The sequence below is a fragment of the Brevibacillus jepli genome (assembly GCF_047229145.1).
Taxonomy (GTDB): domain Bacteria; phylum Bacillota; class Bacilli; order Brevibacillales; family Brevibacillaceae; genus Brevibacillus.
Genome location: NZ_JBFEFW010000031.1, coordinates 1 through 12,205, shown reverse-complemented (window position 1 = coordinate 12,205; position 12,205 = coordinate 1). Strand labels below are relative to the sequence as shown.

The 12,205-nt window shown below is 46.5% G+C and carries 11 protein-coding genes; 1 reads left to right on the top strand and 10 read right to left on the bottom strand.

What is annotated here, in order from left to right:
• Positions 1–20: 20 nt before the first annotated feature.
• Positions 21–1,109: a PIN/TRAM domain-containing protein gene (locus tag AB1L17_RS25360; RefSeq protein ID WP_412847831.1), complete on the bottom strand. Its 1,089-nt coding sequence runs from the start codon at positions 1,107–1,109 to the stop codon at positions 21–23.
• A 285-nt stretch (positions 1,110–1,394) separates the two neighbouring features.
• Here AB1L17_RS25360 and AB1L17_RS25355 point away from each other — a divergent pair, with 285 nt between their 5' ends.
• Positions 1,395–1,790: a nucleoside triphosphate pyrophosphohydrolase family protein gene (locus AB1L17_RS25355; protein ID WP_412847830.1), complete on the top strand. Its 396-nt coding sequence runs from the start codon at positions 1,395–1,397 to the stop codon at positions 1,788–1,790.
• 96 nt (positions 1,791–1,886) lie between these two features.
• Here AB1L17_RS25355 and pssA read toward each other — a convergent pair whose 3' ends face one another.
• The 9 genes from pssA to AB1L17_RS25310 all read right to left on the bottom strand — a co-directional run bounded on the left by pssA (position 1,887) and on the right by AB1L17_RS25310 (position 11,918).
• On the bottom strand, positions 1,887–2,615 hold the full coding sequence (gene pssA, locus AB1L17_RS25350; protein WP_017247027.1) for a CDP-diacylglycerol--serine O-phosphatidyltransferase: 729 nt from the start codon (positions 2,613–2,615) through the stop codon (positions 1,887–1,889).
• A gap of 89 nt (positions 2,616–2,704) precedes the next feature.
• On the bottom strand, positions 2,705–3,781 hold the full coding sequence (gene disA, locus AB1L17_RS25345) for a DNA integrity scanning diadenylate cyclase DisA (protein WP_412847829.1): 1,077 nt from the start codon (positions 3,779–3,781) through the stop codon (positions 2,705–2,707).
• Positions 3,782–3,789: 8 nt separating this feature from the next.
• Positions 3,790–5,157 carry a DNA repair protein RadA gene (radA, locus tag AB1L17_RS25340; protein ID WP_412847828.1) on the bottom strand — a complete coding sequence of 456 codons (1,368 nt, stop codon included), beginning with the start codon at positions 5,155–5,157 and terminating at the stop codon, positions 3,790–3,792.
• A 105-nt stretch (positions 5,158–5,262) separates the two neighbouring features.
• Positions 5,263–7,713, bottom strand: a complete 2,451-nt coding sequence (locus AB1L17_RS25335; RefSeq protein ID WP_412847827.1) for an ATP-dependent Clp protease ATP-binding subunit — start codon at positions 7,711–7,713, stop codon at positions 5,263–5,265.
• Between the two features lie 65 nt (positions 7,714–7,778).
• Positions 7,779–8,855, bottom strand: a complete 1,077-nt coding sequence (gene mcsB / locus AB1L17_RS25330; RefSeq protein WP_412847826.1) for a protein-arginine kinase McsB — start codon at positions 8,853–8,855, stop codon at positions 7,779–7,781.
• A gap of 19 nt (positions 8,856–8,874) precedes the next feature.
• Positions 8,875–9,393, bottom strand: a complete 519-nt coding sequence (gene mcsA, locus AB1L17_RS25325) for a protein-arginine kinase activator protein McsA (protein ID WP_412847825.1) — start codon at positions 9,391–9,393, stop codon at positions 8,875–8,877.
• Between the two features lie 30 nt (positions 9,394–9,423).
• Complete coding sequence (locus AB1L17_RS25320) at positions 9,424–9,888, bottom strand: CtsR family transcriptional regulator (RefSeq protein WP_412847824.1); 465 nt, start codon at positions 9,886–9,888, stop codon at positions 9,424–9,426.
• Positions 9,889–10,089: 201 nt separating this feature from the next.
• A complete protein-coding gene (locus tag AB1L17_RS25315; protein WP_412847823.1) occupies positions 10,090–10,767 on the bottom strand; it encodes an HAD hydrolase-like protein in 678 nt (225 codons plus the stop codon).
• Positions 10,768–10,796: 29 nt separating this feature from the next.
• A complete protein-coding gene (locus AB1L17_RS25310) occupies positions 10,797–11,918 on the bottom strand; it encodes an MGDG synthase family glycosyltransferase (RefSeq protein ID WP_412847822.1) in 1,122 nt (373 codons plus the stop codon).
• Between the last annotated feature and the right edge of the window lie 287 nt (positions 11,919–12,205).

The following is a 12,205-nucleotide window of genomic DNA, read 5'->3' as shown; positions in this document are numbered from 1 at the left end:
TTTATCCCTCTCCCGTCTCTCTATAACGCTCGTTCCAGCAGCTTCGGTTTGGCAAAGATCATTCGACCTGCTGAAGTTTGGAGCACACTCGTTACGAGAACGTCGACGTCGTTTCCGATGTATTCTCGTCCGCCCTCTACGACAATCATCGTGCCATCGTCCAGATAGGCGACGCCTTGACCGTGCTCTTTACCGTCCTTGATCACTTGAACGTTCATTTCTTCCCCAGGTAAAACAACGGGCTTGACTGCATTTGCCAAATCATTGATGTTCAGTACAGCTACACCTTGCAGCTCGCATACTTTATTCAGGTTAAAGTCGTTAGTTACGACCTTTCCGTTAATAACTTTTGCGAGCTTGATCAGCTTGCTGTCCACTTCAGATACTTCTTCAAAATCGCCTTCCCAAATCTGAACCTTTACCTTCATTTCTTTTTGAATCTTGTTCAAGATATCCAGACCACGGCGACCGCGGTTTCTCTTCAGTACATCGGAGGAATCAGCAATATGCTGCAGCTCCTCTAACACAAAGCCCGGAATGACAAGCACACCTTCCAGAAAGCCGGTACGGCAAATATCTGCGATGCGTCCGTCAATGATCACGCTTGTATCAAGAATCTTGTTCTCCAAGTTAACGGTAGTTGTTGCACTTTCTTTTTTCTTATCCTTACGTCCAATAGAAAACACCGACATAATCTCGTCCCGCTTACGAAAACCTACCTGGAAGCCCAAATACCCGAGCAACCCGGATACAATCAACGGCAAAAGATCTCCTACAAATGGAATCGGAATTTTACTGATGGGCAGGAATAATAAAAATGCAACAATAAGACCACTAATCAACCCCATCGCTCCGAACATAACATCGACAACCGGCATTTTGACGAGCGTCTCTTCTCCCCAACGCACTACGCGCAGAATATAATCCACGAACCAATTCGCTAAGAAGAAAAACAAGATGGCACCTAGTACAGCTCCAATATATTGCGATCCGGCTACTACACCAAAGTTTAACAGTGGATCGAGCAGAGAGAACAGGTCATCACCATATCGATACCCTAAGGTTCCACCAACCAAAACAAAAAAGAATTTTCCTATTCGGCGTAACATGCCTTCACCTCCTTTTATTAATATAGACAGAAGCCTAAGAGTAAAACCCTATTTCTTTCCAAATCATGACAATTGATCATATTACTTTCCCTCACTATAGCAAAAATGATTTTACCATGTCAAATAGCCAAAAATTTTAACATAGTTGTCATTTTCTCGTCAACCGGGAACACCTGTTTCTTTCGATGATAAATTGACAGAGAGCTGACTCCCTTCTTATAATGTCAGTAACACAATGAGCGAAAATTGTGACGATACCAACAGCCTAAAGCAGAGGTGAACCAGATGGACATTCGAAACGTAGACGACTTTCAAACGCAAGTATCAGAGCTTTTGATCAGACATCGAAGCGTACTGGACGTCATGTCCAAAGTTCAGGAAACGGCATCCCGTATTAACCGTTCACTGACAAAAGCCATCACCGAATGCGGCTGTGTAGAAGTGGTTGCCAAAAAACAGACGTACGATTCCAACAAAAATCTGGAGGACAACAAGTCCCATTTGGACACCCACTTTAACGGTCCGCTGTGCGAGCATTGTCGCGACGTAGTTACTGCCGAGCTAGGCAAGAACCTCTTTTACCTCACAGCCTTGTGCAATATTACTGACATCAAGCTGGAAGATGTGCTACAGAAAGAAACCAACCGACTGAATACTCTGGGTGTCTTCAATCTCTCTTAAAAGTCCTTCACTCGTATTACGAATGAACCCCTAAAAAAGTTGCATACAAAAAAAGAAAAACCCGCACATAAAAGTGTGGGTTTTTTCATGCTGAAACTATTCAAACGGTACGGATTCTTCCTCTTTGTTTTTACGCTTACGTAATTTTTTGACGAGAAAGTCAACGTTTTTTTTTATTCCATACAGAGCGTAAAAAGCAAGTGGCAGGAAGACGATTTTTGGAAATTGCTGCGGATACTTAATCGCAACGACAACCACGATCGCAATGATAATCGGTGTGATCCAGTAGGCCGATTTTGGAATCCCCACTTTTTTGAAGTTAGGATACTTGACCTTGGATACCATCAAAAACGCAAGAAGCAACATACTTACGGCAAGCAATACCGGAGTGAACACTTGATGATAGAGTGCAAGTGTTGCCAGTACGCCACCCGCTGCCGTAATTGGCAAACCGATGAAATACCCCGGAACCCCGGCCTGTACGTTAAAACGCGCCAAACGAAGCGCACCACAGATCGGAAAAATGGCTGTTATGAGAATCCCAAGCAAATCAAAGTGTTGCAAGACGACAACATACATGATGAACGCTGGCGCAATCCCAAATGTAATGACGTCAGAGAGTGAATCCAGTTCCTTCCCGAACTCGCTTTGGGCATTTAGCATACGCGCTACACGTCCATCCAGCCCATCTGCCAGCATACCAATGATCACTGTGATCGCTGCATATTCGACGTATTGATCGCCTCGAAACGCAAGAATAATTGCTAAAACTCCCAGAAACAAGTTGCTTACGGTTAGTATGTTCGGTAACGATTTCACGAACATAGACTACCTCCTGATTTCTTTTGCGTAAGGAGCAGGTTAGTCCCCTAGGCAAATGCTGAATACAAATAATGCCTTTATCCTATTCTACTTTAAATGTGCCTGTCAATGAACACTTGTTCTTGAATCCGTTTCAGTCCCTCTTTAATCGCTCTCGCTCGGACCTCACCAATTCCTTCTACTTCGTCTAATTCCTGAATCGTAGCCATCATAATCCGTGGTAAATGATGAAAATGCTCTACCAGGTTCGCGATGATCGATATGGGCAGACGCCGTATCTTGTACAGGATTCGATAACCTCTTGGAGAAACCGATTCGTCCAGCATACTGGCATTGGAGGAATACCCCAGCGCTCTTAAAAAAGATGTGAGCTCCAGCATTTCATCAGAGTTCAGTTTTTTCATGTCCCTGAGCACGAGATCAGGTGAATAGGATGGATCTCTGGAATAGTCCCGTATGAGCATATGGGCCTCTTCCTCAATGTTTGAAACAAGCTCCTCCAGCTGCATACTGACAAGCCTTCCTTCTACCCCCAATTCACATATGTACTTGGATACCTCTGTCTTTATACGTATCACCATCTCAATGCGTTGCAAAACAGAGGCAACCTCATGTAAGGTAACGAGCTCCTCAAATTCTAATGCACCGAGATTCGTCAACGTTTGATCCAGCACAGCCTTGTACTTCTCAAGCGTAGAGACTGCCTGATTCGCCTTGGCCAAAATAACGCTGCTTTCACTTAAGACATACCGAAAATGACCCTGGTACAACGTGATCACATTGCGACGCTGAGAGATAGCAATGACCAGATGATTGGTTTGGATTGCCGTCCGTTGCGCTGTGCGATGCCGAGTCCCTGTCTCGCTCGTAGGGATAGAGGAGGGTGGGAAAATTTGTGTATTGGCGTACAGGATGCGCTTTGCGTCCTCACTAACTATAATCGCCCCATCCATCTTCGCTAATTCATACAAATGGGCAGGAGAAAAATCACAATTGATGGAAAAACCGCCATCTACGATCGTCTTCATCTCCGGACCGTACCCAATGACGATCAAGCCCCCGGTTTTCGCCCGTAAAACATTTTCCAACCCTTCACGAAGCTGTGTTCCGGGTGCCACGAGGCGAAGCACATCACCGAATTGTGGAGTTCTTTTGTTGTTCCCCTGCATGCCCACTCCTACCTCCTTATCACCTCGTTCAACGCATCAGCAATATTGCTGACACCGATCACTTGAATATCTTCTGGTGCATCCAGACCGCGGATGTTTTTCTCCGGTATGATGACGCGTTTAAAGCCTAATTTATGTGCCTCTCTCACTCGTTGTTCAATACGGGAGACACCGCGCACTTCACCTGTCAATCCAATTTCTCCGATGACGACATCATGTGGATTGGTAGCGTGATCACGGAAGCTGCTAGCAATGCTTACGGCGATCGCCAAATCAACCGCTGGCTCATCTAATCTTACCCCACCTGCTACATTCACATAAGCATCCTGGTTTTGCAGCATCATGCCCATGCGCTTTTCCAATACAGCCATAATCATCGCCACCCGCTGATGATCGACCCCTGTTGCTGTTCTCCTTGGGGTAACGAAGCTAGTAGGAGCAACGAGAGCCTGCAGCTCAACCAATACGGGACGTGTGCCCTCCATACTTGCTACTACAGTAGAACCCGCAACGCCGAATGGACGTTCTGCCAAAAAAATTTCCGATGGGTTCGCTACTTCCTCCAAACCGCGATCCTTCATCTCGAAAATGCCGATTTCGTTTGTCGAACCAAAGCGGTTTTTGACGGCGCGCAAGATTCGAAACGTATTATGTCGCTCTCCTTCAAAGTAGAGAACAGCATCCACCATGTGCTCAAGCATACGCGGACCGGCGATGGAGCCTTCCTTGGTTACGTGACCAACGATGAAGGTACCGATCCCTTTTCCTTTGGCAATTCTCATTAATTGGGCAGTCGCCTCGCGTACTTGCGCAACACTTCCCGCAGCTGATTGGATGGCGGGATGAAACACCGTCTGGATCGAGTCAATGATCAGTACATCAGGGTCTACTTGATTAATATGCTGTTCGATCAAATCCAAATCATTTTCTGCCAATACAAACATCGGCGGCGTTTGCATATGAAGTCGATCCGCGCGAATTTTAATTTGCTTTGCCGACTCCTCCCCAGATACATAGAGAACCTTTGCCCCTTGATGTGCCAAGGCAAACGAGGTCTGCAAAAGCAATGTCGATTTTCCGATTCCGGGGTCCCCCCCGACCAAAATGAGTGACCCAGGAACGAGTCCTCCACCAAGCACACGATTCAATTCTCCGATGGTTGTATCCATGCGAGGCTCTTCTTCACTTGCTACCTGGGTTAATGGGATCGCCGCTTGGCGCTGACCGCCACTCAGACCTTCGTGACGATGTGCGTTTTTTACCGTTACTTCCTCCACTAAGGTGTTCCAGTTGCTGCATCCCGGACATTTTCCCATCCACTTCGGCGATTCATAGCCACATTCTTGACACGCGTATTTCGTTTTATACTTTGACATAATCGCACCCTCACTTGGATTTCTTTCTCTACTTTTATCATAATTACGCACCCAAAAAAAGAATACCTCCCGAATCAGGAGGCATTCTATTACGTTTAGACCCGCTTACGATTTCGATTTTTCAAGACGCTTAACAACCAGCTTACCTTCTTCGGCTTCGATATTGACGGTATCGCCTTTACTGATCGTGCCCTTGAGCAATTCCTCGGACAAATTATCCTCGATGTGGCGCTGAATAGCACGACGCAGAGGACGAGCACCGTAGGCCGGATCGAAGCCTTCTTTTGCCAATACCTTCTTGGCTTCTTCGGTCAATTGGAAATCAATGTCTTGCTCTTTCAAACGTTTACGCAGCTCTTCTGTCATGAGAGATACGATTTGTTCGATGTGCTCTTGCTCCAAGGAGTGGAACACGATGACTTCGTCGATACGGTTCAAGAACTCAGGACGGAAGCTCTTCTTCAGCTCATCCATGACTTTGTCCTTCATATCCTGATATTTTCTTTCCGAATCGTTGGTCGTGAAGCCGAGTGTCGTATTCTTCTTGATCATGCTCGCTCCAACGTTGGAAGTCATGATGACAACCGTATTGCGGAAATCAACGGTACGTCCCTTGGAGTCTGTCAGACGACCATCATCCAATACTTGTAGCAAGATGTTGAATACATCTGGATGGGCCTTCTCGATTTCATCCAGCAAAATAACGGAGTAAGGCTTACGACGCACTTTTTCGGTCAGCTGACCGCCTTCGTCAAAGCCTACATAGCCAGGAGGGGCACCTACCAGACGAGCTGTAGAATGCTTCTCCATATACTCGGACATATCCACTCGGATCATTGCGTCTTCGTCACCGAATAGCGTCTCCGCTACGGCACGAGCCAATTCAGTTTTACCCACACCGGTAGGACCCAGGAAGATAAACGAACCGATCGGGCGTTTTGGGTCTTTGAGACCAGCACGGGCACGACGGATGGCACGCGAGATGGATTTGACTGCTTCGTCCTGACCAATGACGCGATCGTGCAAAATCTCTTCCATCTTCAGCAAGCGCTCGGTTTCTTCTTCCTTCAGCTTCAACACCGGGATACCCGTCCAGCTCGCTACAACTTGAGCGATGTCTTCAGGAGTAACCTCCATGTTTAACTGACCTTGGCGCTCTTTCCAGTCTTTTTTCGTTTTATCCAGTTCTTCCCGCAGTTTTTGCTCCTGATCGCGAAGTGCTGCTGCTTCCTCGAATTCTTGCGATTGTACCGCTGCGTCCTTTTCCTTGCGCACCTCTTCCAGACGTCCCTCAAGCTCTTTGAGGTTCGGTGGAACGGTAAAGGATTGCAAACGGACCTTGGATGCCGCCTCGTCGACCAGGTCAATGGCCTTGTCAGGCAGGAAGCGATCTGAAATATAGCGGTCAGACAGTTTCACTGCCTGTTCGATTGCTTCATCTGTAATTTTGACACGGTGATGCGCTTCATAGCGATCACGCAAACCGTGAAGGATTTTTATAGCATCCTCAGCCGTTGGTTCATCGACCTGAATTGGTTGGAAACGACGCTCCAGTGCCGCATCCTTTTCGATGTACTTGCGATATTCATCCAGCGTAGTAGCACCCACGCACTGTAGCTCGCCACGTGCCAGAGCAGGCTTCAAAATATTGGAGGCATCAATTGCACCCTCTGCTCCACCTGCACCAATCAAGGTGTGCAGCTCATCAATAAACAGGATGATATTTCCGGCTTGGCGAATTTCGTCCATGATTTTTTTCAGACGATCTTCGAACTCACCGCGATATTTGGTTCCCGCGACAACGGTACCCATATCTAATGTCATGACGCGTTTGTCACGAAGTGTCTCCGGAATTTCGTTATTGACGATTTTTTGGGCAAGACCTTCTGCGATTGCGGTTTTCCCTACACCAGGCTCACCAATCAGAACAGGGTTGTTCTTGGTGCGTCTGCTAAGTACTTGGATCACACGCTCAATTTCCTTTTGGCGACCGATGACCGGGTCGAGCCCACCATCACGAGCGATTGCTGTCAGATCCCGAGCTAAACCGTCCAATGTCGGTGTATTTGCCGCTGGATTTCCTCCAGACGGTTGATGAGATGCCATCATTTCTGAGCTTCCCAGAAGCTGAAGAACTTGCTGACGTGCCTTGTTCAGACTAACGCCCAGATTGTTCATGATTCTAGCAGCAATGCCTTCCCCTTCACGGATCAAGCCAAGTAGAATATGTTCAGTACCCACATAGGTGTGACCCAGCTTGCGGGCTTCATCCATAGACAGTTCAATGACCTTTTTGGCGCGAGGTGTATAGTTTGGTGTGTAATTACTACCGGACTGCTCTGTTCCCCGCCCGATTAACGACTCCACTTCGCTCTGGATTTTATCGAGGCCAAGCCCGAGTGATTGCAATGCTTTTGCTGCAATCCCTTCGCCTTCTCGAATGAGTCCCAGTAGCACATGCTCTGTCCCAATATCTTTGTGGCCGAGACGAACCGCCTCTTCCAGTGCAAGTGCCAGTACTTTTTGTGCTCGTTCTGTAAAACGTCCAAACATCATATCGTACACCTCCGTATAACCGTGTTTTTTCTCTATAGATTAACAATTGCGTGTTACCATTCGTACTACTCTTCTTGTGATTCAACTACGCGCAGACGCTCACGAATCAACCGTGCCCTTCTTTCGTCGCGTTGGTCTGGCGTGAGCTTTTGTCCTGCATGATGCTGCAAAAACCCTGGCTGTGTCGTTACCAGCAGTTCGTTTAGAACCAGCGGCGATACATTCGGGATGATACCAAGATCAATACCCAGCCGCACATCAGACAAGCGCTGAGCCGCTTCCTTGGACTCTACCGTACGGGCATACATCAGGATGCCATATGACCGAAAAATGCGATCCTCCAAAGATATACGCGTATGCTCCAGCAAGTACGTACGTGCTACTCGTTCTTGTTCGATGATCTGCCTGGCTACGCCGTATAGGTTGGAAAGGATATCTGACTCAGACATCCCCAGTGTTACCTGATTGGATAACTGAAAAAGATTCCCTAATGCTTCGCTTCCTTCTCCATAAATTCCTCTAACCACCAGACCAACTTGATTAATTGCCTGTAAAATTCTGCTGATCTGCTGGGTCATCACCAGAGCTGGCAGGTGCAGCATCACAGACGCACGTATTCCCGTGCCGACATTCGTTGGACAGCTAGTAAGATAACCCCTACTCTCGTCGAATGCGTAGTTCAAGTTTTTCTCGAAAATGTCGTCTATCTTCGTACCTATGTCCCACGCCTCATTCAAGCGAAAACCGGGTAAAAGTACCTGTATTCGAATGTGGTCCTCTTCATTAACCATGATGCTGACAGACTCATCTTCTCGAAGCAATACAGCGCCTTTGCGTGATTCCTCCGCCAGATGAGGGCTAATCAGATGCTTCTCGACGAGAACGCGTTTTTCTAATGGGTTAATTTGGTCCATATGGACGACCTGGAGCTGATGCTTTTTGCGCATGGCCTGCGAATCGCTTACTTCAGTTACCTTTCTGACGACTTCCTCGCCCTGCGAGTCCGTTGCCAATAACGGAAAAGGGTGCTGGCGCAGGTTACGGGCAATACGCAACCGTGTGCTGATGACAATATCGGAATCAGGACCTTCTCCTTTCATCCAATTGCTCCACGGATTTTGCATAAACTGCTTCTGGGACATAACCAGCTTACCTCCCTTGCTACGATTGGGCCATTTTTTGTTCCAGTGCTCGAATTCGATCACGCATTTCTGCAGCCTTCTCGAACTCTTCACTGGCGACATGACTTTGCAGCGCTTGCTTTAATTGCTCCAGCTCTTTGCGGATCTTCAGTTGACCACCCGTCCGCTCTGGTACTTTTCCACTATGCTGTGTGTTCCCATGAATCCTGCGGAAAAGTGGGTCCAGTCGATCACCCAAAAAGGTGTAGCAATCACTACAGCCGAATCGGCCGCTTTTACTGAACTGAGAATATGTGAGCCCACATGTTTCGCATTGAAGCGGCTTATTCGTCGCTGTTTCGCGTCCATTCTTTTGCATGGGATCGAATTTTAAAAGTCCTGACAGGAGATTATTGATGCTGAAGTTGTGAAAGCCGGTAAAGACGTCGCCTTTTTCCTGAGCACAGTGCTCGCAAATATGGTATTCGGTTTTCTCACCATTGACGATTTTCGTCAAATGCAGTGTCGCCGGTCGTTTTCCGCATTCCTCACAGTTCATTTCATCATACCTCCTAACGCTTGCTTTTAATTACCTCAACAAGATCGCTGCGATCATCTGCTTTAAAATATTTGCCCGCAAACGATCTCGCAATTCAGCTTCTAGAGTTAAAACGCTTCGCGAGGTAGCGATTTTCATTAATGTTGCTTCCCTGATGTTGACTAGACCTTCCTCCAGCAATCTTTCTACGATCGCGTTTCCTACGCTCTGACTGATACTTTCGCCAATCAGTTCTTCCGTTAACAATTCCTGCAAGCGTGCTTTGCTGACAATTTGCACCTTGCGTATTCGAATATACCCGCCGCCTCCGCGTTTACTTTCTACGATATATCCTTTTTGAACAGTAAAACGCGTATTGATGACGTAGTTGATCTGAGACGGCACACATTGAAAATGGTCGGCAAGCTCACTACGCTGAATCTCGATCGATCCATTGGGACTGTTTGTAATGATGCTTTTCAAGTGATGTTCAATGATGTCCGAGATGTTACGCAAGTCATCGCCTCCTATTCCTCTGTGCTTGTTCTTTAAGAGTGTTGTCACCATTGACTTTGACTATCTTTGACGTTAATTATAATGGGTTTATTGCGTGCCCGCAAGTGTCCCTTACACATTCTAGTGTGGGCAAAAGAGGGTCGCTTGAAACAAGGACATCATCAACAAAAAAACCACTCCCTGAGGAATGGTTTATGTTTGTTATTGTGCATTGGTGTCGATTGCTGGCAAATGACTCAGCAGCTGAGAGAAGCTGGTAATGATGACATCGGCACCGTCAAGTTCACCTGGTTTGGCAAAACCAAAGTCGCATCCAATGGTAAATAAGCCATTGGTCTTCCCTGCTTCCACGTCGGAGTGGCGATCGCCTACCATGATTGCCTGCCCGACTTTGTAATCAGACAAAAGTTTTGCAACCAGGTCATTTTTCGTTTGCGTACGGAATCGGCCAGCCGAGTATAGGTCGGTCATCAGCGGCTTTAACCCATATTCGTGACAAATGGCATCGATGTACGCTTCCTGACCATTACTCGCTACAAACAAAGCAAATCCTTTTGCATGCAGATTTTCCAGGGTTGCTTTTACTTCTGGATAAAGCTCGGTCACTCTTTCTTTGATTAACTGGATTTCATTGTCTAATAAGAAAGCGTCTGCTGAGCGAATGGCTTCATCACTCGCACCCGGCAGCAATTTATCCCAAATCTGCTCGATCGTCATTCCCAGTACATGGATCAGTTCACGTTCGTCAGGGGTCTCACCTTGCCATAGCCCTTTTTGACGAAGCTGGTCAAACGTTCGAATAAATGCTGGTGTAGACAGCTTTTCTGTTTGCAGTAACGTGCCATCCATATCAAATAATATGGCGTATGGTACACTCATGGGCTCCTCCATTTTGTCTGGCTAGGCAGCTATTCTACTTCTCCTTGCACCATATTCATGTCTTCCATGATAAACTCGGTAATTCGTTGTGCAGCATCTGGCTTCGAGATTTTTTGCCCCATTCGCCGCATATAGTCGACTTTTGACGGGCTGTGTAATAGTTCATCAATAAAGTAAATCAACTGCTCCGACAGATTGGCATGTACCGCACATCCGTTATTGAGCAAAAAGTGACTGTTCCTCTCTTCCTGTCCAGGCAAAGGGTTATAAATAATCATCGGTACCCGTTTACTCATCACTTCAGCTGATGTGAGTCCACCTGATTTAGTTACAATTAAATCAGCCGTTTCCAAGTACTCGTGGAAATTATTGATGAATTTTAGCGGTACTACCTCGTGGCGATACGTACGGTTCACAACTTTTTTGTACAGCTTATCGTTTGTCCCTGTTAACACAAAGGTTTTCAACGGAATATTAATCTCTTCCAGACCATCTAATACCTTTTCCATCGAACCAAGACCCAATCCGCCGCCTGAAAGAATGATACTTTTTTGTTCAGGAGCAAGACCGAGCTTCTGCCGAATCAGATCTGGTTCCAATGGCAAGCTGAATTTACGCATGATGGGAATCCCCATCGGAATGAATTTTTGATGATCCTGCCGGTACACATCTAACAGGTAATACAACTGTTCATGTCCGATGAAGTAATAATTGATGTGGTGATTAATCCATGAAGGATGGATTGTATAGTCGGTAATGATCGTATAGATCGGTTCCTTCCAATCATTTCTCCCTTTCAGTACGGAGAGCATACAGCTGGCAAATGGATGCGTAGCAATGAAGGCATCAGGCTGTACACTGTTGATCAGCTTTTTTAGTTTGTTTGCCAATAACTTATTCATCAGCACATTCATATCGAAGAAGCGGCTTTTTTCTGTATTATGATAGATTCTGCCCCACATCTTTGGTGACAATCTCAACAGATTCATATAGCTTTCCAGCAAGATCTTGTGAAAAGTGGGGCTAATATATTCCAACGTATCAATGATCATCGATGTGCAACCACTCTCGGCCAAGCTTTCTTGCATGGCCCGCGCTGCCTGGTTGTGACCGTTACCGATGGAAGCGGAAAAGATTAGAATTTTTTTCATGAACGATTCTCCTTCATAACCTCGCCTACTCCAACGCCTGGATCAGGTACCTTCTCATGTTAGTCTACCCCAAGACCCGTCTGCAAGAGGGAACTTGTCGGTCGTTCGGCCTAACTTATCGACAAAATAATTGCGAGTTTGACTTTTTAGCTGTAAAAACGAAAAACCTCCTTACCCATTCTGGGGTAAAGAGGCTGGTTTCATTCCCTGAAAACTGAATACGCATGATTGCTAAGTGTGTGGATAAGTCCTCGACCGATTAGTATTCGTCAGCTCCACGCGTTACC

What these genes read in the sequence shown, in the direction of transcription:
- AB1L17_RS25360 (WP_412847831.1), bottom strand. Translation starts at nt 1,109, where the DNA reads ATGTTACGCCGAATAGGAAAATTCTTTTTTGTTTTGGTTGGTGGAACC.
- AB1L17_RS25355 (WP_412847830.1), top strand. Translation starts at nt 1,395, where the DNA reads ATGGACATTCGAAACGTAGACGACTTTCAAACGCAAGTATCAGAGCTT.
- pssA (WP_017247027.1), bottom strand. Translation starts at nt 2,615, where the DNA reads ATGTTCGTGAAATCGTTACCGAACATACTAACCGTAAGCAACTTGTTT.
- disA (WP_412847829.1), bottom strand. Translation starts at nt 3,781, where the DNA reads ATGCAGGGGAACAACAAAAGAACTCCACAATTCGGTGATGTGCTTCGC.
- radA (WP_412847828.1), bottom strand. Translation starts at nt 5,157, where the DNA reads ATGTCAAAGTATAAAACGAAATACGCGTGTCAAGAATGTGGCTATGAA.
- AB1L17_RS25335 (WP_412847827.1), bottom strand. Translation starts at nt 7,713, where the DNA reads ATGATGTTTGGACGTTTTACAGAACGAGCACAAAAAGTACTGGCACTT.
- mcsB (WP_412847826.1), bottom strand. Translation starts at nt 8,855, where the DNA reads ATGTCCCAGAAGCAGTTTATGCAAAATCCGTGGAGCAATTGGATGAAA.
- mcsA (WP_412847825.1), bottom strand. Translation starts at nt 9,393, where the DNA reads ATGAACTGTGAGGAATGCGGAAAACGACCGGCGACACTGCATTTGACG.
- AB1L17_RS25315 (WP_412847823.1), bottom strand. Translation starts at nt 10,767, where the DNA reads ATGAGTGTACCATACGCCATATTATTTGATATGGATGGCACGTTACTG.
- AB1L17_RS25310 (WP_412847822.1), bottom strand. Translation starts at nt 11,918, where the DNA reads ATGAAAAAAATTCTAATCTTTTCCGCTTCCATCGGTAACGGTCACAAC.